This is a genomic window from Clavibacter vidaverae (genome assembly GCF_047529985.1).
GTDB lineage: Bacteria > Actinomycetota > Actinomycetes > Actinomycetales > Microbacteriaceae > Clavibacter > Clavibacter nebraskensis_A.
The window spans coordinates 2457287-2478356 of sequence record NZ_JBLJAM010000001.1; the positions used below are offsets into that span (position 1 = coordinate 2457287).

General features: G+C 73.7%; 24 protein-coding genes. 12 read left to right on the forward strand and 12 right to left on the reverse strand.

What is annotated here, in order from left to right; translation table 11 throughout:
- Nucleotides 1-2: 2 nt before the first annotated feature.
- The 5 genes from ACMT9T_RS11830 to ACMT9T_RS11850 all read right to left on the reverse strand — a co-directional run bounded on the left by ACMT9T_RS11830 (nt 3) and on the right by ACMT9T_RS11850 (nt 4166).
- Nucleotides 3-1556 carry a TrbL/VirB6 family protein gene (locus ACMT9T_RS11830; protein ID WP_414745715.1) on the reverse strand — a complete coding sequence of 518 codons (1554 nt, stop codon included), beginning with the start codon at nt 1554-1556 and terminating at the stop codon, nt 3-5.
- Nucleotide 1557: 1 nt separating this feature from the next.
- Complete coding sequence (locus ACMT9T_RS11835; RefSeq protein ID WP_414745716.1) at nt 1558-2313, reverse strand: DUF8175 domain-containg protein; 756 nt, start codon at nt 2311-2313, stop codon at nt 1558-1560.
- A gap of 81 nt (nt 2314-2394) precedes the next feature.
- Nucleotides 2395-3156 (reverse strand): DUF8175 domain-containg protein, encoded by a 762-nt coding sequence (locus ACMT9T_RS11840; RefSeq protein ID WP_414745717.1) that lies wholly within the window; start codon nt 3154-3156, stop codon nt 2395-2397.
- Between the two features lie 45 nt (nt 3157-3201).
- Complete coding sequence (locus tag ACMT9T_RS11845) at nt 3202-3525, reverse strand: hypothetical protein (RefSeq protein ID WP_053775336.1); 324 nt, start codon at nt 3523-3525, stop codon at nt 3202-3204.
- Between the two features lie 26 nt (nt 3526-3551).
- Nucleotides 3552-4166, reverse strand: coding sequence for a DUF6668 family protein (locus tag ACMT9T_RS11850; RefSeq protein ID WP_414745718.1), 615 nt, complete (start codon nt 4164-4166; stop codon nt 3552-3554).
- A gap of 264 nt (nt 4167-4430) precedes the next feature.
- Between ACMT9T_RS11850 and ACMT9T_RS11855 the strand changes: the two genes are divergently transcribed.
- The 8 genes from ACMT9T_RS11855 to ACMT9T_RS11890 all read left to right on the forward strand — a co-directional run bounded on the left by ACMT9T_RS11855 (nt 4431) and on the right by ACMT9T_RS11890 (nt 11356).
- Entirely contained in the window at nt 4431-5876 is a 1446-nt protein-coding gene (locus ACMT9T_RS11855) for a MinD/ParA family ATP-binding protein (RefSeq protein WP_414745719.1), read from the forward strand.
- The gene (locus ACMT9T_RS11860; protein ID WP_414745720.1) at nt 5876-6499 is read left to right on the forward strand and encodes a hypothetical protein; all 624 of its coding nucleotides are present in this window, start codon (nt 5876-5878) and stop codon (nt 6497-6499) included. Before ACMT9T_RS11855 ends, ACMT9T_RS11860 begins: the two co-directional genes overlap by 1 nt.
- The gene (locus ACMT9T_RS11865) at nt 6496-7671 is read left to right on the forward strand and encodes a M23 family metallopeptidase (RefSeq protein ID WP_414745721.1); all 1176 of its coding nucleotides are present in this window, start codon (nt 6496-6498) and stop codon (nt 7669-7671) included. The genes ACMT9T_RS11860 and ACMT9T_RS11865 overlap by 4 nt, the downstream gene beginning before the upstream one ends.
- A gap of 101 nt (nt 7672-7772) precedes the next feature.
- Nucleotides 7773-8219 carry a helix-turn-helix domain-containing protein gene (locus ACMT9T_RS11870; protein WP_414745722.1) on the forward strand — a complete coding sequence of 149 codons (447 nt, stop codon included), beginning with the start codon at nt 7773-7775 and terminating at the stop codon, nt 8217-8219.
- Between the two features lie 148 nt (nt 8220-8367).
- The gene (locus tag ACMT9T_RS11875; RefSeq protein ID WP_414745723.1) at nt 8368-8826 is read left to right on the forward strand and encodes a hypothetical protein; all 459 of its coding nucleotides are present in this window, start codon (nt 8368-8370) and stop codon (nt 8824-8826) included.
- Nucleotides 8827-8829: 3 nt separating this feature from the next.
- Nucleotides 8830-9843: a zeta toxin family protein gene (locus ACMT9T_RS11880; RefSeq protein WP_414745724.1), complete on the forward strand. Its 1014-nt coding sequence runs from the start codon at nt 8830-8832 to the stop codon at nt 9841-9843.
- 19 nt (nt 9844-9862) lie between these two features.
- Complete coding sequence (locus ACMT9T_RS11885) at nt 9863-10318, forward strand: hypothetical protein (RefSeq protein ID WP_414745725.1); 456 nt, start codon at nt 9863-9865, stop codon at nt 10316-10318.
- 3 nt (nt 10319-10321) lie between these two features.
- Entirely contained in the window at nt 10322-11356 is a 1035-nt protein-coding gene (locus tag ACMT9T_RS11890) for a zeta toxin family protein (RefSeq protein WP_414745726.1), read from the forward strand.
- On the opposite strand, the gene ACMT9T_RS11895 is transcribed toward ACMT9T_RS11890, so the two are convergent.
- Entirely contained in the window at nt 11353-11946 is a 594-nt protein-coding gene (locus tag ACMT9T_RS11895; RefSeq protein ID WP_414745727.1) for a DUF2087 domain-containing protein, read from the reverse strand. The two genes, ACMT9T_RS11890 and ACMT9T_RS11895, sit on opposite strands and share 4 nt — an antisense overlap.
- Before the next feature lie 104 nt (nt 11947-12050).
- Between ACMT9T_RS11895 and ACMT9T_RS11900 the strand changes: the two genes are divergently transcribed.
- Nucleotides 12051-12227: an antitoxin gene (locus ACMT9T_RS11900; RefSeq protein ID WP_414745728.1), complete on the forward strand. Its 177-nt coding sequence runs from the start codon at nt 12051-12053 to the stop codon at nt 12225-12227.
- A 136-nt stretch (nt 12228-12363) separates the two neighbouring features.
- Nucleotides 12364-12504: a hypothetical protein gene (locus tag ACMT9T_RS11905; protein ID WP_414745729.1), complete on the forward strand. Its 141-nt coding sequence runs from the start codon at nt 12364-12366 to the stop codon at nt 12502-12504.
- A gap of 160 nt (nt 12505-12664) precedes the next feature.
- On the opposite strand, the gene ACMT9T_RS11910 is transcribed toward ACMT9T_RS11905, so the two are convergent.
- From ACMT9T_RS11910 to ACMT9T_RS11925, 4 genes are read right to left on the reverse strand one after another with little or no spacing between them, the layout of a single operon-like run.
- The gene (locus tag ACMT9T_RS11910; RefSeq protein WP_086517260.1) at nt 12665-12856 is read right to left on the reverse strand and encodes a DUF2795 domain-containing protein; all 192 of its coding nucleotides are present in this window, start codon (nt 12854-12856) and stop codon (nt 12665-12667) included.
- A gap of 21 nt (nt 12857-12877) precedes the next feature.
- Complete coding sequence (locus tag ACMT9T_RS11915; RefSeq protein ID WP_414745730.1) at nt 12878-13852, reverse strand: glycosyltransferase family 2 protein; 975 nt, start codon at nt 13850-13852, stop codon at nt 12878-12880.
- On the reverse strand, nt 13849-15435 hold the full coding sequence (rfaE2, locus tag ACMT9T_RS11920; RefSeq protein WP_414745731.1) for a D-glycero-beta-D-manno-heptose 1-phosphate adenylyltransferase: 1587 nt from the start codon (nt 15433-15435) through the stop codon (nt 13849-13851). Before rfaE2 ends, ACMT9T_RS11915 begins: the two co-directional genes overlap by 4 nt.
- The gene (locus ACMT9T_RS11925) at nt 15432-16934 is read right to left on the reverse strand and encodes an aldehyde dehydrogenase family protein (protein ID WP_414745732.1); all 1503 of its coding nucleotides are present in this window, start codon (nt 16932-16934) and stop codon (nt 15432-15434) included. The genes rfaE2 and ACMT9T_RS11925 overlap by 4 nt, the downstream gene beginning before the upstream one ends.
- A 311-nt stretch (nt 16935-17245) precedes the next feature.
- Here ACMT9T_RS11925 and ACMT9T_RS11930 point away from each other — a divergent pair, with 311 nt between their 5' ends.
- Nucleotides 17246-17416, forward strand: coding sequence for a hypothetical protein (locus ACMT9T_RS11930; RefSeq protein WP_414745733.1), 171 nt, complete (start codon nt 17246-17248; stop codon nt 17414-17416).
- Nucleotides 17397-17780 (forward strand): hypothetical protein, encoded by a 384-nt coding sequence (locus tag ACMT9T_RS11935; protein WP_414745734.1) that lies wholly within the window; start codon nt 17397-17399, stop codon nt 17778-17780. The genes ACMT9T_RS11930 and ACMT9T_RS11935 overlap by 20 nt, the downstream gene beginning before the upstream one ends.
- An 18-nt stretch (nt 17781-17798) precedes the next feature.
- Here the strand turns inward: ACMT9T_RS11935 and ACMT9T_RS11940 are convergent, their stop codons facing one another.
- Both ACMT9T_RS11940 and ACMT9T_RS11945 read right to left on the reverse strand, forming a co-directional pair.
- A complete protein-coding gene (locus ACMT9T_RS11940) occupies nt 17799-19604 on the reverse strand; it encodes a glycoside hydrolase family 35 protein (protein ID WP_414745735.1) in 1806 nt (601 codons plus the stop codon).
- Nucleotides 19605-19689: 85 nt separating this feature from the next.
- Nucleotides 19690-21042, reverse strand: a complete 1353-nt coding sequence (locus ACMT9T_RS11945) for an ABC transporter substrate-binding protein (RefSeq protein WP_414745736.1) — start codon at nt 21040-21042, stop codon at nt 19690-19692.
- Nucleotides 21043-21070 lie beyond the last annotated feature (28 nt).

The following is a 21070-nucleotide window of genomic DNA, read 5'->3' on the forward strand; positions in this document are numbered from 1 at the left end:
CCCTACCTGGCCCCCGAGGGGCCCTCTCCCGCGGCGTCCTCGACGGCGCCCTTGGTGGCGTGCGCGGCCTTCTTGGCGCCCTCGGCGAGCTTCGCGACGCCGAGCGCGGCGAGCCCGACGGGTCCGGCGACCGCGGCGCCCGCGGCAGCGGCTCCGCCGGCCGCTCCGCCCGCCGCCGCGCCGCTCGCGCCGGCGCCGGCCTTGGCCCCGGCGGCCGCGCCCTTGGCAGCGGTGCCGCTGCGTGCGCCGGCGCTCGCGTTGGCGGCACCCGAGGGGCCGCCCCCCGCGCCGGCGCCGCCGCCGCCACCGCTGTTCGAGCGGCTCGCCATGGATCCGGCCTGCTTGATCGCCCCGGACGCGGCCTCGCCGGCCCCGCCCATCACGGCGCCCGCCACGGCCGCACCCGACACCCCGCCGGCCGGCGCGACCATCGGCGCGATGAACCGCATGAGCGCGGGCAGCGCGATCAGCGCAATGAGCATGAGCGCGACCCCGGTGAGCACGGCCCAGATGCCCTGCCCGTCCTTGGCGAACAGGTCGGTGCCGATGAGGCGGAACGCGGCGGCGTAGACGAGCGCGGCCGCCGGCTTGTAGAGGATGAACGCGGTGAGCCACCCCAGCGACTTCCGGAACCACTGGTTCCCGGTCGGCGTGTTCGTGAAGCTGGCGGTGAGCGGCAGGATCCCGGCGAGCAGCACCAGCATCGCCGACCGGACGATCATCATGGCGATCTGCACGTAGGAGATGAGGATCGCGATGAGGGCGAGGATCAGGACGCCGATGGTCCCCAGGGGCGACTGCGCGGTGAGCTGCATCATGAGCGCGATGTTGCTGCCGAAGCAGTTCCCGCCGACGTCCGCCACATCGCACTTGGTCGCCGCGTTCAGCACGCCGACCGCGAAGGCGTCACCGAGCCGGACGGCCAGTTGGATCACCGTGAGCCCGATGGTGGAGACCATCACGAGGGTGACCAGGGACCGGAGCAGCTCGCGGACCGGCTCCGCCCGCTGCGTCCACGCCAGCCGGATGCCCGCGAGGATCACCGACCCGACCGCCATCGCGAGGACGACGAACCAGGTGGAGTTCTGCAAGAACCCCACGGCTGTGGTGGATCCGTCCGGAGCCGTCTTCGGAATGACCCAGGCGACCAGCGACGACGCGCTGGTGATGAGGAAGACGCCGCCGAGCACCAGCCCGAGCCGCCCGAGGGCGTCCATTCCGGTCTCGGCCGAGCGGGCGCGCATGTAGAGGATCGCGAAGCCGATGATCGAGAGGACGGCGACGATGAGCCCGATCCACGCGATGTACCCGAGCAGCGTGTCGAAGTCACCCGTGACAGCCGAGTTCGGCTCGTAGCCGACGGTCGAGCCCTCGCCCTTCGTGAACTGCGGCCCCGGGATGTAGACCCACATGGTGCCGAGGGATGCGACGACCTTGCCGAAGGTCTCGAGCGCGGCGTCCATGAGCTGCTCGAGGGTGTTCTTCGCGCCTTGCTCGATGGCCGATGCGATCGCATCGGTCCCGCAGCCCACCAGATCGCCGAACCCGCAGGACATTTCAGGCCCCGGCCCACGGGATGTAGCCGCCCAAGCTCTGGATCTGCGAGGGGTCGAGCGGGAGCGTGCCGTCGTCGGCGAGCTCGATCTTCCAGTCGCCGTCCTCCCACCGCATGACGATCGGGAAGCTGACGAGGGCGCCGCCCTTGCTCGTGATCGCGGTGGCCACGTCGACGGTCGCCTCGGAGCCCGAATACGCCGAGATCTTGAAACCGGCGACCTGGAGACGTCCGTCCGAGGACGAGCTGGGGGAAGCGAGCGACTTGGCTGCTGCCGCTTTGCCAGGACCCTGGGCGGCAAGGTCGGCGATGCGCGTCCTCAGTCGTCCGTCGGTCGACTGCCCCATGTAGTTGACGACCGCGTACAGGGCGCCCTTTGCGGTGTGCGCGTAGCACGTGCGCAGCCCGCCCGAGTCGGTCCGGCCCGGGCCCGCTCCCTCGGGATCGTCCGGCACAGCGACCGTGCCGACGAGCTTCCAGGTCGTCGCGGGCGCGGTGTCCAGCGAGCTCGTCTCCTCGTATCCAGGGAGGCCGCAGACGGAGGCGGCGCCGTCCGGGAGCGCGGATGCGCTTGGCGAGGCCGGCGTCGCCGGCTCGGCGGCGGTCGCGTCGCGCGTCGGTGCCGCGGCGGGAGACCCCCCGCCCGAGAACGCGCCCGTCGCCACCGCGATGCCGCCGCCCACGAGGACGAGCGCGAGGAACGCCGCGATGGCGATCCAGAGCGGGCGCTTGTGAAAGGGCGTGGCGGGGGTGCTCATGAGGATCCTCTCGAGAGGGCGGGATGGGGCTGCTGGACGGTCACGGCGAGGGGCATGTCACTGGTGCGGTCGACCACGGCGTCACACCCCCGCGAACGGGATGTAGCCCCCGAGGCTCGTGAGCGCGGATGGCTTGATGGGCGGGCCGTCCTTGCCGAACACGATCTTCCAGTCGCCGTGCTCCCAGCGGAGGACGACCGGCATGCTGATCAGCTGCGGCTGGTTGCCTGAGTAGGAGAGCGCAAGATCGACAGTGGCTTCATCTGCGGAGTACCGGTCGACCTTGAACCCGGAGACCTGCGCGCCGGAGTCGCCCGACGAGTCCTGCGCCTCCCTGGTCGAGCCGACCGACTGCGCCACGTCCCGGGCATCTCCTTCCGCCAGGAGTTCGTAGAGGCGAGGGAAGTTGCGCGAGTCGGTGCCGACGGCGAGGAAGTTGATGCTCGCGAAGAGGGCGCCGGCCGCCGTGTGTGCGAAGCAGGTGGTGAACCTGCCGTCGTCCTCGACCTTCCCGGGCCCCGTGGTTGTGGCGTCCTGGGGGACCGCGGTGTTGCCGATGATCACCCAATGCGCCTGCGGAGCGGTGGCGAGAGAGCTCGACTCCTCGTATCCCGGGAGGCCGCACACGGAGGCGGTGCCGTCCGGGAGCGCGGTTGCGCTCGTCGAGGTGCCTGCCTCCGTTGCAGCGGCCGCGTCGCCAGTCGGGGCCGCGACCGGCACCCCGCCGCCCGAGAACGCGCCCGTCGCCACCGCGATGCCGCCGCCCACCAGGATCAGCGAGAGGAGCGCGACGATCGCGATCAGGAGCGGGCGCGTGCGTGCGGGCGTGGCGGGGGTGCTCAACGGGATCCTCTCGGGGAGCGGGTGGCGGGGGAGTCGGAGGTCGCGCTACGCGATCACGAAGCTCACGAGCGACGCGGCGCCGAGTCCGAGGAAGAGGCCGAAGCCGATCTTGATGAGGCGCTCCTGGATCTCGCCGCCCTCGTGCCGGTTGTTGCGGAAGAGCATCGCGCCGGTGGCGATGAGCGAGAGCACCGCGAGGGGGAGGAGCACCCACTTGGCGATGCCGATGATGCGGCCGAACTTCTCGGTCCAGTCGGCGGGGGCCTGGGCGTCGCCGTTGGGCACGTCGATGGCGACGGCGTCCATGGCGTGGTGGATGTGCGCGGACGCCTGGTGGACGGCGTCGAGCGCGAGGAGCGTGGGGGACATGCGGGGGACCTCTCGTGGAAGGGGGGCTAGCGGGGGGAGGAGGTGAGCTGCAGGTCGGCGAGGAGCCGCTGGTGCTCGCGGCCCATGTCGGCGGGATCCGCGGGGCCGAGGCGCCACGCGTCGATCCACGGCAGGGTCCACGCGCGGGGGTAGCCGCCGGCGACGAGCTGCTCGAGCTGGCGGAGCTCCTTGGGGCGGCGGCCAGGCGCATCCGCCACGAGCACGAGGCCGACCAGCTCGACGAGACCGGCGACCTGGCCCGAGGCCCACTCGCGGGCGACGCGCTGCGCCGCGAGGAGGCCGGAGTGGTCGGTGCGGGCGACCACGACCACGCGGGAGGCGGCGGATCCGGCGGCGGGCGCGGGCCAGGCGTGATCCGCGGCGCGGGATCCGGCGGCGAGGCGCGCGAGCGTCGTCTCGCCGGCACCGCCGTGGGCGCCGACCCACCACAGCGCGGCGGACGCGGCCTGGGCTCGCACGGGCAGCCGGTCGGAGGTCGCGGGGGCGGCGACGGTGGCGGGCTGCGGGGCGCGGGGGCCGCGGAGGCGCTCGCGTCGCGTGAGCGGCGGGGCCTCGATCGCGGGGGCGGGCTCGGTCGCGGCGGGCGCGCCGATGACCCACGGATTGCCGCTGTCGCTCATGCCTCGCCCATCCCACCCGCCGGGTCTCGTGCTCGCCTCACGCGTGATCCACCGGGTGGGGGATGTCGACAGGACGGTGCAGGGGTGATGCTGTCAAAGTGCTTGCGCGGGCGCAAGTGCTTGCTCCTGCTCGCATTTTCCACGAGACTGTCTCGCCGCCATCGACCCTGGCCGACCCCGCCGCGTCCGCGCGGCTCCTCTCCACATGGGCGGGCGGCGTCCCGCACGCACGATCCGCACGACGCCCCCTCACGAGAGCCGCAGATGACCGACGCCCCGCCCGTCCCCGCGTTCCCCCGCATCGACGCCATCATCACGCCCACCGCCGGCGGCAGGGCCACCGGGGTCCTCACCGTCAACGGCGTCGCGACGCCGTTCGCGGAGGCGGAGGAGGACGAGATCCGGCGCGGCATCCTCCTCAGCGTGCGCGGCACCGCGGAGCAGATGCAGCGGGCGGTCCGGCTGACGACGCGCGACCGCTACGGGTCGCAGGCCCTCGCGGTCGGGCCCGACGGGACGATCGAGGCGCTCAGCGAGCTCGACCGCACGGACGCGATCGCGGAGCCGGCGGGGGAGCCGGCGCCGGTCGGCGCCGCCGTGCCCGCGGGATCCGCCGCCGCTCCGGTGGCCGCGTCGGCGGTCTCCGCGGCGCCGCCCGTCACGGCGTCCGCGTCCGGGCCCGCGTCCGTCGCCCCGGGCGCGCACGCGCTCGCCCCTGCCGCGCCGCCCGCCGCGGGATCCGCCTCCGCGCCCGCTCCCGCCGCCCCCGCGGATCCGCCGCTCACCCGCCGCGCCGCCCGCCAGTCCTTCCTCACGCGCGAGGAGGTGGAGGAGCCGGCCACGCAGGGCATGCGCGGCACCCTCACGCGGCTCGGGATCCGCATGTCGCCGTCCGAGGCCGAGCGCCGCGAGCGCGAGTGGACCCGCCTCGTCAGCCAGCACTGGCCCGGTCCCCGCACCGTCGCGGTCGTCAACGGCAAGGGCGGGGTCGGCAAGACCATGTCCACCATCTGCCTCGCCTCCGTCTTCGCGCGGCACGGCGGTGCGGGCGTCCTCGCCTGGGACAACAACCAGACGCGCGGCACCCTCGGCTGGAGCACGGAGCAGGGGCCGCACGACGCGAGCATCCTCGACCTCCTGCCGCAAGTCGACCGGCTCCTCGGCACGGGCGCGCAGTCCGCCGACCTCGCGCACTTCGTGCACCACCAGACCCGCGACCGCTACGACGTGCTCCGCTCGAAGCCCGAGGTGCTCGCCACCCAGCAGCGCTTCGACGACACCACGGTCGACCTGATCCACGCGGTCGCCGCCAAGTTCTACCGGCTCGTGCTCATCGACTCGGGCAACGACGAGACCGACCCGATGTGGCTGCGCGCCATCGAGCGGGCCGACCAGATCGTGGTGCCCACCATCGGCGAGGCCAAGGCCGCGGAGTCGGCGGCCCTCCTCATCGAGGGGCTCGCCGAGCGCGGCGGGCACTTCGCCGACCTCGCGGAGCGCGCGGTCGTGGTGGTCAGCGCGCACAAGCACGACCTGGCCCCCGCCGAGCTCGCCAAGATCTCCGACGGCTTCGCGCCGCTCGCCCGCGACGTGGTCACGGTGCCCTACGACCCGGCGCTCGGCGCGGACGTCCTCAACTACGGCGCGCTCCGGGCGTCCACGCAGCGGGCCTGGCTCCGCGCGGGGGCGGCCGTGGCGCGGGGCCTCTGATGCGGGCGGGCGTCGCGCGCGGCGTCGCCCGGCGCGTCCCCGCCGCGCGCTCGTCCGCCGTCCGCGGGGCGGGTGCCGTCGCGCTCGCCGCCGCCCTCGCGCTCGGGGCCGCCGGATGCGCGAGCGTCACCGTGCACGACGACGGGAGCGCGTCGGGCGCCGCCGCGGATCCGCTCGCCTCGCCGGGCGTCGCCGGCGCCGCGGGCACGACCGGCGACGACGCGGACTCCGGCACCTCCTCCCCGGGCGCGACGGACGACGGCGCCGCGGCCGAGCCCGAGCCCACCGCCGACGCCGCCGCGCAGGCGTCCGCGCTCGCGGCGGCCGACCGGGTCATGCGCACCTACGCGCAGCCGGGCATCGCCGAGGCCGAGTGGGAGCGGCAGATGACGCCGCTCCTGTCGCAGCAGGGCGCGGTCGCGTTCGTGCCCACCATCCCGTCGCGGCTCACGGCCCACGCGGTCACCGGCACCGGCACCGGCACGGTGATGCCCGCGCCGACCGCCTATGCCCTCATCGTGCGCGTGCCCACCGACGACGGTGACTACGACGTCGCGCTCGTCCGCTCGTCGACCACGGCTCCGTGGCTGGCGGACGAGATCCAGGCCGTCCGCGACAAGTGAACGGCGCCGGCAAGGGGGGCCTGATCCTCATCGGCACGCCCGCCGCGCTGATGGGGATGATCGTCTTCCTGGTGCTCTTCGGCTTCGGCGGCGACGACGCGTCCGCGTGCACGACGCAGGGCGCGGCGTCCTCGTCGACCGGGCCGCGCACGCCCGTCGACGGCTACGCAGGCGACCAGCTCGACAACGCCGCCGCGATCATGGACGCCGCCGCCGGGCTCGGCCTGTCCCGGCAGGCGCAGGTGCTCGGGGTCATGGCGGCGATGGGGGAGTCGTCGCTCCGGGCCATCGACTACGGGGACGGCGCGGTGAACCCCGACGGCTCCATCGCCGACTCGCTCGGCCTCTTCCAGCAGCAGTCGTCATGGGGCTCGGTGCAGGAGCGCATGGATCCGACGTCGAGCGCGAAGCTGTTCCTCGCCCGCCTGCAGACCGTGAAGGGGTGGGATTCGCTCGAGCCGACCCTCGCGATCCACGAGGTGCAGATCAACAAGGACCCGTACCACTACCGGCGGTTCCAGCAGCCGGCCGAGGACGTGGTCGCGCAGCTGGCGGGCACCGCGGCCCCAGCTCCGGCGGCGACCCCTGCCGCGTCCGGCACTCCGGAACCCTCGGCCACGCCCGCGCCCGTCGGCGAGTGCTCCGCCGGCGGCACCGTGCTCCCGCTGAAGGCGCCCTTCGACCAGACCTCCGGCTACGGCCCGCGCGTCAGCCCGACGGCGGGCGCGTCCTCCTGGCACCCGGCGAACGACTACCAGACCCGGGAGAGCGGATCCGCGTCGGGCCGCTCCGGCTACTCCTGCGGCTCGCCCGTGCTCGCCGCGCAGGCCGGCAGCGTGACGACGGCGGGCGGCTACACGGTCTCCATCCGGTCGGCGGCGGGCTACACGATCAGCTACCTGCACATGTACGAGCCGGACATGGAGGTCCACGTCGGGGACGCCGTGACGCCCGGCCAGGAGATCGGCAAGGTCGGGTCGAACGGGCCCTCCACCGGGTGCCACCTCGACATCCGCATCGACGCGCGCGGATCCACCGACGCCCGGGTGAGCGCGCTGCCGCAGTCGCAGACGCAGGGGGCGCCGGTGACCGGGTACGTGGATCCGGAGGCCTTCTTCGGCGTGTTCGGCGTGACGCTCTGCGGCGGGGAGTGCCGGCATGCGACGGGCTGAGCGGATGGGGGTTGCCACTCCCGGGGGACGACCGGCGATAATTGCTCAGGCGGGTAAATTCGAGCATCCCGTCCCCGACGCGACCGGAGCAGCATCCGCCCATGGCAGACGACGACCCCTGGGACGCGCTGCCGGCGACCCTGCGGTCTGCGGACCTGCAGCGGATCCTGCAGATCGGCCAGACGACCGTGAGCCTCTGGTTCGCGAAGGGCATCATCCCCGGCTACCGCATCTCGCACTCGTGGATCGCGTTCCGCTCCGAGGTGCGCGAGTGGCTCGAGTCGACGTCGACCGTGCCGGTGCCGCCGCACGAGCCGTACCCGCATCCGCTCGACGCCTACCCCGACCACCTCACGCACCGCGACCTCATGGAGCTGTTCCAGAAGAGCCGCCCGGCGATCCTCGGTTGGCTGCGCGACGGCGTGATCCCGGCCATGCGGCCCGGCGGCCGCTGGCTGATCGAGAAGGCGGCCGTCCGGCGGCTCCTCGAGGAGACGAGCAACCAGCGCGCGGACTTCGTCCCGAAGGGCGGCCGCGCGGCGAGCTGACGCGCGCGGTGCGACCCGGCGACCGCGGTGTCGCCGGCTGCCCTAGCCTGGCTGCTTCCGGCACCCGGATCCGCTCGACGGCCGCTCGGCCGTGCGCGCGGCCCCTGCCCGACCACGTACCCGTCCACCCGCACGAGGAGGCTGCCGCATGACCGCACGCGATGTTCCCGAGGAGGTCGCGCCGGCGGCGCTGGCGCTGCTCCGTTTCCGTCTGGCCGAGCTGGACTACCTGCGGGAGGTGCGGCGGCTGCTGGATACCGGGCGTCCCGAGGAGGAGCTGGCGCGGGAGCTGCGGGTGTTCCGCCCGGAGGATCTCGCCCGGCTTCGTGGGGCGCGCGACGTGAGCATGCCGCTGGAGGGGTTCTCGGGGGCGCTGCCGTACGAGATCTGCGAGCGCTACGCGGCCGGCATGCTGGATCGGGAGCGGCTGGTGGACGAGCTGGCCCGGTACCCGTACGTGCCGGGTCCGACGCCGGATGCGCTCGACTGGATCGCGATCGAGGCGCCGGGCATCTGGGCGGAGGTGTCGGACGCGAGAAGGCGCGGACTCATCGACGACCAGGTGTACAAGGAGATCTTCGAGCTCACCCGCACGAAGCCGGAGTGACGCGTGGCATCCGCGTCCGATGAGGAGCACCTAGCATCGCTACGAGAGATGTCACGGCCGGGGGGCCCGCTCACGCTCGACTCCGCATCGGCGACGACGCGCAATCCCGAGTGGTGGACCGACGGGCGGCCCGAGTACGACCGCGAGGTGCTCCACGACCGTCTGCTGGCGGAGAAGCGGGCTGCTCGGCCGGGCGTGCGACAGAACCGCAGGGCGATCCTGATGGCTGGCCCGCCGGGAGCGGGCAAGTCGAGGGCACGGGACGAACTGTTGGGCTCCCGGGCGAACGAGTACGTCGTGATCGACCCTGACGAGTTCAAGGTCGATCTCCTCGCCCAGGCGGAGGCGGACGGCACCTACGAGCGGTGGGTGGTCCCCGACGCCGTCCGACGGCGTGAGGCCGAGGGCGAGCGCTTCTTCCCCATGGAGCTGTCGTCGCTGGTGCATGAGGAGTCGGACTACCTCGCCCGACGGCTTGAGCGCCAGTGCCTGGCTGACGGGGACGACGTCATCCTCGACACTGTGCTCTCGTCGGACGCGAAGGCCCGCGACCTCGCTCGGCGGCTGGAGGCGGCCGGGTACGACGTTCAGGTCGTGGACGTGGAGGTGCCGCGGGAGGTGTCGGAGGAGCGGATCCGGACGCGGTGGCGCGAGGGCAACGCGCTCGCGGAGAAGGGCGAGGGCCTCGGGGGTCGGTGGGTGCCGAGCGAGTTCGGGGCGTGGGTGTACGGGGAGCCGGGCGGCGGTTCGCGGCCGGAGGCGAACGCGCGGATGGTGGCGGAGGAGTCGCCGGCGGTGTCGCGGTATCGCGTCTACCGGACGACGGCGGAGCAGGCCGAGGCGGGCACGGGTCCGAGTCTCGAGACGGACATGACGCGGGCGACGCGGGGTGGGCCGTTGGTGCCGACGCGAACGGGGCCAGCGGCGGAGGTGCTGCAGGCGCGGGCGCTGCCGGGGATCCGGCGGGCGGTCGGGCCGTCGAGATCGACTGGTGCGGGCAGAGGGAGAGGGAGATGACGAGGAAGGTGATCGGTTCATGAGTGCAGGGGATGTTCCCGAGGAGGTGGCTCCGGCGGCGTCGGCGCTGCTGCGGTTCCGTCTGGCCGAGCTGGACTACCTGCGGGAGGTGCGGCGGCTGCTGGATGCCGGGCGTTCCGAGGAGGAGCTGGCGCGGGAGCTGCGGGTGTTCCGTCGGGAGGATGTCGCGCGGTTGCGTGCGGCGCGCGAGGTGAGCCTGCCGCTGGAGGGGTTCTCGGGTGCGTTGCCGATGGAGATCTGCGAGCGGTACGCGGTGGGGCTGATCGATCGGGAGCGGCTGGTGGATGAGCTGGCGCGGTATCCGTACGTGCCGCGCGATGCGACGGACCCGGGAGACGACCTCGCCGTCGAGCGGCCGGGTGCTTGGTCGGAAGTATCGCAAGCGCGGTGGGACGGATACATCGACGGGTCTGTCTACAGCGAGGTCCGGTCACGGCGACTCGGGATGAGCTGATCCGTGCTCAGTCAGGCCGAGGAGAACAGGCTGGCAGCCCTCCGAGAGCTCTCCCGTCCGGATGGTCCGCTGAGTCCGACCGGTCCCCATGCGACGATCAGCAACCCGCGGTGGTGGGATGGCGCCGGCCCGACCGAGAGTCGCGACGAGCTGCATGAACGCCTGATCTCCGACGCGCGGGCAGCTGTGCCCGATCTCCGACAAGAACGGCGCGCGATCGTGATGGCCGGACCGCCCGGCGCGGGAAAGACTTACGCGCGACGGCAGATCCTGGGCGACCGGGAGCGGCAGTTCCTCATCATCGATGCCGACGGCTTCAAGGAGGCTCTGCTGGCTGAGGCGATCCGCGATCGGAGCTACGACTCCGACATCGTTCCTCGCGCAGTACGTGATCATCCGCAGATCGGCGCCGCCCACCAACCCCTGGAGCTGGCATCGCTGGTGCATGAGGAGTCGTCGTATCTCGCCGGTCGCGCTCGCTCCGACTCGGTGAAACGTGGTGACAACGTTGTGATCGACACGGTGTTGGGGTCGGCGGACAAGGCGCGGAGCATCTCGGCGCAGTTGGAGGCCGCCGGGTACGACGTGCAGGTGGTCGATGTGGAGGTGCCGTTCGAGGTGTCCGAGGCCCGGATCCGGCAGCGGTGGCTGGACGGCAATGAGGCAGCTCGGCGAGGTGAGGGACTCGGTGGCCGGTGGGTGCCGTCCGACTTCGCGCGCAACGTGTTCGATGGGCCGGATGGTCGGTCGCGTCCGGAGGCGAACGCGCGGATGGTCGCGGAGGAGTCACCGGCGGTGTCGCGGTACCGGGTGTACCGCACGACGGCGGAGCAGGCCGAGGCGAAGGCGCCGCCGGTCCTGGAGACGGACATGTCGCGGGCGTCGCGGGGCGGGCCGCTGGTGCCGACGCGGTCGGGGCCGACGGCGAAGGTGCCGCAGGCGCGGCCGCTGCCGGGCATCACGCGGGCGGGCCGGACGACACCCACGCGGACGACACCGGGCCGGGTCGGCCCGGCGCGCGCGGACCGCGGGCGCTAGGCGGTCGCGCCCGTCGGGCTGGCCGCGTCCGCGTCCGCAGCATTCGCCTCCGCCTCTGCGTTCGCAGCGTCCGCCTCCGCGTCTGCGCCCGCCTCCGCCCGCGCGTACTCCGACCCCGAGCGCGTCCGCAGCACGAGGCCCGCGTCCACCAGGTGGCGGCGGAGCAGGGCGTGGTCGTCGGTGAGGCGCAGGAGGCGCTCGGTGAGGGCCTTCTCGTCGAGGACCTCCTCGGGGTCCAGCACCTGGGCGACGACGTGCCGGAGCAGCGCGTCGAGGTCGGCGGGGCTCGCGGGCCACTGCGCGATGCGGCCGTCGCGGAGGAAGCGCTCGACGCCCTGGGCCGGCGGCGTCGCCGGCTGCTGGGCGAGGATCGCGCGGAAGACGGCGTCGGGCGCGGTCGCGCCGCCGTCGGGGTCGACCGCCACGAGGCCGGAGCCGGTGAGCGCCGCGGACGCCTTCCGCCGGCGCGCGGGCGACAGGTGCGCGAGGGCGTCGTCGAGGGTGGATCCGAGCACGACGCGCGCGTACGCGGCGCGCATCTCGGGGTCGGCGAGGACGGCGGCGAGGCGGCGGGGGTCGATGCGCTCCATGGATCCAGCCTCCCGCATCGCGCGCACCATGACACGCGCGCCGGATCGGAGCAGGGTGGAGGGGCGCCCGGATCGCGGCGCATCCACCGATGGAGGAGGACGACATGGCGGATCTCGCCGACAAGGCCAAGGGCTTCATGGACAGCGACAAGGGCGAGCAGGTGACGGACGGCGCCATCGACAAGGGCCAGGACGCCGCCAGCCAGGCGACCGGCGGCAAGTCCGACGGCGCCGCGGAGAAGGCCGGCGACGTCGCCGACGACAAGCTCGGCGGCCGCTAGGCGCACGCTCGAACGACCCGCGGCCCCGGTCCTCCTCGCGAGGGCCGGGGCCGCGTCGCGCCCGGTCGGTGGGCCCGGCGCCCCCGTCCCGCGTCCGCCCTTCCGGCGCGCGGACCGGCTCGGATACGGTCGGGACATGACCGTCCTCCGCCTCCTCGGCCGCGCCCTCATGCGGATCCTCTACGTGCTCGGCAAGGTCCGGCTCGGCGGCAGCGGGTCGAATCCGTCGAACGACGACCCGATCGGCTTCGACAAGCCGCGGCAGTACCGGCCCTGAGGCCGGCCCGGCCGTGAGACCGGCCCGTCCCTGAGGCTGGCCCGGCCCTGAGGCTGGCCCGGCCCTGAGACCGGCCCGGCCCTGACGCCGGCCCGCCACGCACGACGGCCCCCGTCCTCACCAGGAGGACGGGGGCCGTCGCGCGTCGCGCGGGAGCGGATCAGCTCGCGTCGGAGACCGCGGAGTTGATCGCGGTGGGCGCGTCGTACTCCTTGTCCTCGATCTTCCGGAGCGCGTCGAGCGCGTCGGAGTCGGCGCCCGACTCCTCCGCCTTCTTCACGATCGCGTCCTTCGACGCCGGGTAGTCGAGGCCGCTCAAGTGCTTCTGGAGCTCGATCGGGTTGATGGCCATGGGGTGTCCTCTCGTCGGTGATCAGGAGCGGTCGGCGCGAGGGATCGCGTCGCCCACGGATCGAGTCGACTCCTCGGCGGGCGCGTCGCCTAGGTGCTCTTCCTGGGGATCCGGCGACTCCGGCGACTCCGACGCGAACACCACGTCGAAGGCGTCGACCTCGCGGACGGGCAGCGTGGTCGGCGCTTCCAGGTGCACGGCGCCGCTCGGGACGATCCCCGCGCCGCCGAAGCGCTCCATCACCCGCCACTGCGCGGCGACGTCCTCGCCCGAGTGGTCGGCGGGCAGCCGGTCCCAGAAGTCGAAGCCGCCCGTCTCCACGAGCGCGCGGCGGCGGTAGAGCACGCAGCCGCCGACCCACGCGATCCGGTAGGCGAGCCAGGTGTCGACCTCGAGGTCGAGGTCGGCCGCGATGTGGGCGAGGTTCGCGGCGTTGTGCAGGGGCCAGCGGTCGAAGCCCGGGGTGTCGCGGCGGACGCGCTCCGGCTCGACGGCGTCGCCCCACGGGGTGAAGGCGGTGGACTCGTGCGGCCGCCGGTCGTCGAGGTAGCTGAGGCCCTGGACGGCGGCGCCCACGAAGCCGATGTCGAGCGTCTCGAGGGCGTCGTGCATCCGCCGCAGCATGCCGGGCTCGAGCCAGACGTCGTCGTCGAGGAACAGCACGGCGTCGGCGGTGGCGCGCGCGAGGAGCGACGCCCGGTGCTCGGCGATCCCGCGACGCGGCAGGTGCGACACGACCTCCACCTCGCGGCCCTGCGCCCGGAGCACGCGCACCATGCCCTGGACGCTGGGCTCGGCGGCGGCGCGGGATCCGTCGGACTGGTCGCTGACGATCACGCGGAACGGCGGATCGTCCTGCCCGGCGAGGCCCGACAGCGTCACGGCGAGCTCGGCCGTGCGGCCCGCGGTGGGCACGAGCACGTCGATGGCGGGCGCGTCGGGCGCGCGGCGGGCGCCCCACTCGCCTGACCAGCGGCGGCTGCGGCCGGCGGTCACCGGGGAGCTCCCGGGGCGGGCTCCGGATCCGTCTCGGGGGCGGACGCGGAGGCGTCGGGGCCGGCGGACGGGACGCTCGGCGCGGACGTGGCCGTGCCCGCCGGCCGGGTGAACCCGGGGTCGGGGGCCGAGGCGCGGATCCGGTCCACCATCGAGCTCGTCGACTGCGACGGCACGTACCCGAGGATCGACACCTCGCCGCCGTACCCGCGCACGACCGCGGTCTCGTCGAGCATCTCGGGCGTGTAGTCGCCGCCCTTCGCGTAGACGTCGGGCTGCACCGCCTCGAGCAGCGGGATGGGGGTGTCGGTGTCGAACACGGTGATCACGTCGACGCAGGACAGCTCGGCGAGCACGCCCGCGCGGTCCTCGGCGGTGTTCACCGGCCGGTCGGATCCCTTCAGCCGCCGCACGGAGTCGTCGCTGTTGAGCGCCACCACGAGCACGTCGCCGAGCCGCTTCGCCTGCCGGAGGTAGGTGGTGTGGCCGCGGTGCAGCACGTCGAAGCAGCCGTTCGTGAAGACGATCCGGCGGCCCCTCTCGCGCTCGGTCGCCACCAGCTCGACGAGCTCGGCCTGCGAGACGGTGCGCGAGCGCGTCTCGCCGAGGTGGTCGGCGAGGGTCGCGGCGGAGCACACGGACGTGCCGGGGAGGCGCACGACCACGTCGGCCGCGGCCTGCGCGAAGTCGGCGCTCACGTGGAGCGGGAGGCCGACGGCGCGCGCGAGCGTGAGGGCGGCGACGAACGTGTCGCCCGCGCCGGACGCCTGCTTCTCGGGAACGGGGTGCGCGCGCGTGCGGTACGGCTCGCCCTCGCCGAGCACGACGGTGCCGTCGCGGTCGAGCGTGACGACGGCGGTCGCGGATCCGGATGCGGCGAGCACCGCGTCGGCGAGCCCGGCGACGACCGCGGCCCGGTCCTCGTCGCGCGCGAGCGGCCGCTCGACGAGGCGGCCGGCCTCGCCCGCGTTGGGCGTGATGAGGTCGGGGCGGAGCGGCGCCCAGATGGCGGGGTCGTGCGCGTCCACGACCGTGAGGCCGGGGCGGCGCTCGCGCGCGGCGAGCGACTCGAGCACCACGCCGTGCAGCGTGCCGGTGCCGTAGTCGGAGACGATCTCGGCGTCGACGCCCGCGGTGGCCTCGAGCGCCGCGCGGGCGAGGGCGCGCGCGTCGTCGCGGTGCACGGATCCGCGGTGCACGTCGTCGACGCGCACGATCACCTGGTCGTCGCCCACGATGCGGGTCTTGGTGGTGGTGCGCAGGCGCGGCGAGTGCACGAGGCCGGTGACGTCGACGCCCGCTGCGACGAGCAGGTCGCGCACGCGGTCGCCCGCGGCGTCCTGGCCGACGAGGCCGACCATGCGCACGGTGCCGCCGAGGCTCGCGAGGTTCACGGCGGTGTTCGCGGCGCCGCCGAGCGACTGGATCCGCTCGGTCACGTCCACCACGGGCGCCGGCGCCTCGCGGGTCATCCGGTCGCTGTGGCCGCGCCACCACTCGTCGAGGATGACGTCGCCGATGACCGTGACGGTCGGGCGTCGCTCGGCGAGGAGGCCGATGATCCCGCGCAGCTCGCTCGTCATCGCGCGTCGCCCGCGTCGGTGCTGACGGAGCCGGAGGCGTCCTCGGCCGGGGTGGTGACGGCCGGCGCGTCGCCCGCGTCGAGCACGGGGAGCCCGAGGTGCACGACGGTCGTGGTGCTCATCTCGTCGAGGAGCTCGGGGCCGTAGCCGAAGCCGGATCCGCTGCGGCCGCGGGGCTGCGCGGCGCCGCCGGGCGCGCCGCCGAAGACGCCGTTGACCTTGATCGTGCCGACGGGCAGCTCGGCCGCGGCGCGCTGCGCGTGCTCCATCGACGCGGTGAGCACGCTCGCGGCGAGGCCGTAGCGGTCGTCGGCGGCGCGGGCGAGCGCCTCGTCGAAGTCCTCGACCACGCGCACGGCCGCGACCGGGCCGAACGTCTCGGCCGTCATCACGGTCATGTCGTCGGTGCAGTCGACGAGCACGGTGGCGGGGTAGCGGGATCCGGGCCCGTCCGGCACGTGACCGCCGACGAGCGCGCGGGCGCCCTCGGTGAGCGCCTCGGACACCTGCTCGTGGACGGCGGAGCGCATGCGCTCGTCGACGAGCGGGCCGAGGCCGCCGGAGGAGTTCCAGCGCTCGGCCTCGGCGACGAGCGCGGCGGTGAAGCGGTCGGCGATGTCGCGGTGCACGTAGATCCGCTCGACCGAGGTGCAGATCTGGCCGGCGTTGGCGAAGGAGCCGAGGGCGGCCTGCGCGGCGGCCCACTCGGGGTCGATGCCCGCGTCCACGAGGAGCGGGTCGTTGCCGCCGTTCTCGCGGATGACGTGGGTGGGCGTGCCGGCGGCGCGGCGCGCGATGGCCTCGCCCGCGGCGGTGGATCCGACGTGCGCGACCACGCGCGTGTCCTCGTGCGCGACGAGCTGGTCGCCGACGTCGCCGCCGCCGACCACGGAGACGAGCACGCCCTCGGGCAGGGCCTCGGCGAGGATCCGGCCGAGCAGCTCGCCGGTGTGCGGGCAGCGCTCGCTCGGCTTGTGGATCACGGTGTTGCCCATCACGAGCGCCGCGCCGATGATCCCCGCGGCCACCGCCACCGGGTCGTTCCACGGCGTGAGCGCGACCGTGACGCCGCGGGGCCTGGGCACCGAGAAGTCGACGTTGGGGAGCGTGCCGAGCAGAGAGGTGCCGCGGTGGACCGGCCCGAGCTCGGAGTACTGCAGCAGCGTGTCGACGCCCGCGCCGACGCCGCCGAGCGCGTCGCCGTGCGGCTTGCCAGTCTCGCGCTCGTTGAGCTCCGCGAGCTCCTCCGCGTGCTCGGCGAGCGCGTGCGCGGCGCGGCGCACGGCCTGGCCGCGCTGCGCGGGCGGCATCGCGGCCCAGGCGGCGGACGCAGCGACCGAGCGGCCCACGGCGGCGTCGACCTCCTCGGGGCTCGACGCGTCGATCGCGCCGACGAGCGAGCCGTCGCGCGGATCCGTGATCCGCAGCGTCCCCGGCCCGGCCTCGACCTCCTCGGGGTCGATCAGGTCGTCGATGTCGAGTGCGGTGTCCGTGGTCACAGGTCTCCTCGTGCGGGTCGGCGGCCCGGCGGGAGGCGCGGGCGGGGGCGCTCGCGCGCCACCCGGCCCGTACCCACTTCCCCCGGCTCTCACACGGGGCGTCCGCTCCTCCCCGATGCCGGCTTCACCCCCTGGTCCCCGGATGCGCTGGTCGGCTACATTGGGCGCGCACCCGCCGACATGGTGCGGCCATGACACCGCGATGGGCGCCCTCGTCCGAGAAGCACGGCGTTCCCCATGACGACCAGGTGCACGTGCTCCTCCATCCCACGTACGTCTCTCGTCTCGGCGGGTCGACGACGGAGGGCGGGATGGTGGTCCTGTACATCGGCCACCCGCACGGGCAGACGGAGCGCGAGGTGGAGATCCTCGTCCGGCACTTCCCCGCCGGACGCGAGGCGCTGGTGTTCCACGCCATGCCGCTGGGCCCGAAGTACCGCCGTTACCGAGAGGAGCACCCGGATGACCGACATGAGGGATGACGAGCACGAGGAGCTGGCTCGGCGCCTCACCGACCCGGACGAGCCCATGCCCGAACCGGGCTGGGTGCTGACCGGCGAGGCCGCGGCCGCCTACGGCCGGGCCTTCATGCTCCGCGAGTACGGCTCGATGGAGGCCATCCAGCAGGCGATCGAGGATGCGCGGCGGTACGAGGCGGCGAAGCGCGCGGACGGGGAAGCGGATCCGGACGCGATCCCGGCCTCCGAGCCGGTCGTCCACGCCGTCATCCCCGCCGCCGACTTCGCTGCCTTCCGGGAGCTGGAGCGGCGGAGCGGGCTGGAGCAGGCGGAGCTCGTCCGTCGCGCGGTGCACGAGCTCCTCGTCGCCGAGAAGCTCGTCAGCTGAGCGCCCGCCCGCCCCGCCCTACGACTCCAGGTGCCCCAGCTCCGGCTGCGCCAGGAACGCCACGACGGGATCCGCCGCCGCGCCCGTCTCGAACACCACGAGGTCGTTGCGGCCCGCGCGGAGCTGCGCGCCCGGCACGTAGAGCGTGTGCTGCGGCCCGCGGGTCCAGTAGCGGCCGAGCGCGAAGCCGTTGACGAAGGCGACGCCCTTGCCCCACGAGCGCGTGTCGAGGAACAGGTCGGCGGGCGCGTCCACGTCGAACGACGCGTGCGCGAGCACCGGCCCGTCGAGCACGCTGACGGGCGCGTCCGACCCGGCGGCGTCCGCGGAAGCAGCCAGCGCCGTGACCGCCGCCGCCATCGCCCCGAGGTCGAGCGGCGCGCTCTCCCAGCCGGTCAGCTCCTCGCCGTCGAGCCGCGCCGGCCCGATGAGGCCCTTCGCCTCGCCGATCCGCACGCCGTAGTTCACGCGCCCCTGGTCCTCCACTAGAACCTCGAGGATCCGGCCGGGCGGCACCGCGATCGCCGTCTCGTGCTGGTCGCGCTGGATCACGCCGACGCGCACGCCGTCCACCGACACCACGGCCCGGTCGCGCACCTCGCCGAAGGACAGCACGCGCGTGCGGCCGCCCGCGGGCAGCACGACGCGGTGCAGCGCGAACCCGCGGAAGACGCCGAGCGCGTCCATCGACGGCACGGCCTCCGTCGACCGGGACGCCCCGGCGACGCCGTCCGCCACGAGCTCGGCGAGCGGCACCGCCCGGTCGAACGCCACCTGGAAGGCGGGCGCGTCGCCGCGCTGCGCGGGCACCTCGTCGGGCACCGACCGGTAACCCGAGATCACGTCGCGGAAGGCGAAGAACTTGGCCGTGGGGGATCCGGTCTCGTCCAGCGGGGCGTCGTAGTCGTACGAGGTGACGTGCGACTGGTACGTGCCCTTGTGGTTGGCGCCGTTCGTGAAGCCGAAGTTCGTGCCGCCGTGGAACATGTAGATGTTCACGGACGCGCCCGCGGCGAGCAGCGCGTCGAGCTCGGCGGCCGCGTCCGCGGCGGAGGTCGTGTGGTGGTGCTCGCCCCAGTGGTCGAACCAGCCGTCCCAGAACTCGCTGCACATGAGCGGGCCGGTCGGCTGGTGGCGGCGCAGGGTCGCGAGGCGCTCGGTGGCGCGCGAGCCGAAGGATCCGGTGCGGTGCAGCTCGTCGAGGCTGCCGCGCGAGAGCATCTCGTCGGTGGGCTGGTCGACGGTCGTGAGCGGCACGATGATGCCCGACTCCCGGGTGAGGTCGACCAGGTGGCGGAGGTACTCGGCGTCGTCGCCGTACGCGCCGTACTCGTTCTCGATCTGCACGAGGATCACGGGCCCGCCGGCATCGATCTGCCGCGGCGCCACGATCTCGTACACGCGCCGCAGGAACTCGTCGACGGCCGCGAGGTACAGCGGCTCGCTGCGGCGGACCCCGACGGCCGGATCCTCGAACAGCCAGCCGGGCAGCCCGCCGCCGTCCCACTCCGCGCAGATGTAGGGGCCGGGGCGCACGATCGCGTGCATGCCCTCGGCGTGCACCAGGTCGAGGAAGCGGCCGAGGTCGAGCCCGGCGCTCGTGTCGAACACGCCGCGCTCGGGGGAGTGCGCGTTCCAGGCGACGTACGTCTCGATGGTGTCGAGGCCCATGAGGCGCGCCTTGCGGATCCGGTCGGCCCACTGGTCGGGGTGCACGCGGAAGTAGTGGAGCGCGCCCGCGATGACGCGGTGCGGGCGGCCGTCGAGCTCGAAGTCGTCGGCGCCGATGCGGAAGCGGGTGCTGGTGGCGGGGAGGCCGGGCATGGTCGTGTCCTCAGGGGTACAGGGGGTGGCATGGGAGAGGGGAGGCGCGACTCGCGTCGCACCTCCCCTCGTCGTACGGGTCTCGCTACTTCACGTCGACGGTGAAGCCCTGCTGCTGGCCGTACTCGGCGGCCGCCTTGCCCCACGCCTCGAGGACGGGGTCGAGAGAGGTGCCGTTCGAGTACGCGGCCGAGGCCGAGTCGCTGAAGACGCTGTTCGTGTACACCTGGAACGGCAGGTACTGCCAGTCCGGGACGACCTCCTTCGAGGCCGCGCTGAGCACCTCGTTGATCTTCTGGCCGCCGAAGTACTCGGGCGTCTCGGCGAGGAACTCGGGGCTGTTCAGGTCCGCCGTGGTGGACGGGAAGCCGCCGGCGTCGAACGAGATCTGGCGACCCTGCTCGTCGGCCGTCGTGAACTTCGCGAACTCCGCCGCGACGAGCTTGTTCTCGGACTGCTGCATGACGGCGATGGAGGATCCGCCGCTCTCCGCCGTCGCGGTGTCACCCGCGGTGTACTGCGGCATGGGCGCGACGCGCCACTTGCCCGAGCCCTCGGTCGCCTGCGCGATGAGGTTTCCGGGCATCCAGGCGCCGGTGATCAGGGTCGCGATGGATCCGTCGCCGAGGCCGCGGAACCACTCGTCGGTCCAGCCGGGCGTCTGGGCGAGCGAGCCGTTGGCGACGAGCTGGTTCCACATGGCCGTGTACTTCTTGGCGCCCGCGTCCTGCATGTCGATGGTGACCTTGTCGCCGTCGACCTTGTAGGGGTGGCCGCCGGCCTGCCAGATCATGCTCGTGGTGAAGCCGGCGTCGCCGGAGTCGCTGGTGATGAACTGGTTCGGGTCGGCCGCGTGCATCTTCTCCGCGGCGGCCACGTACTCGTCCCACGTGGTGGGGACGGCGATGCCGTACTTGTCGAAGACGTCCTGGCGGTAGAACATCGCCATGGGGCCCGAGTCCTGCGGCAGCGCGTAGAGCGCGTCGCCCTCGGTGACCGCGTTCCAGGTGGACGCCGTGAACTGGTCCTTCAGATCGGAGTAGCCGTAGCCCGAGAGGTCGGCGAGGGACTTGCCGAGCGCGAACTGCGGGATCGCGAAGTACTCGATCTGCGCCACGTCGGGGGCGCCCTTGCCCGCCTTGATGGCGTTCTGGAGCTTCGTGTACTGGTCGGCGCCGGTGCCGACGTTCTGCACGTCGACCGTGATCTTCGGGTGCTCCTTCTCGAACGCCTCCGCGATCGGCTTGATCGCCGGGGCCCAGCCCCAGACGGTGATGGAGGACTGCGTGTCGAGCGCCTTCGCGAGGTCGTCGGCGGACGCGGAGTCGGCGCTGGCGCCGCCCGACCCGGACGAGCACGCCGCGAGGGAGCCCGCGAGGACGATGCCGAGACCGAGCGCGATGGCGCGCTTCGCCCTGCGGGGGAACGAGAGGGACATGGTGGTGCCTTTCACTTCTTCGTGGTGG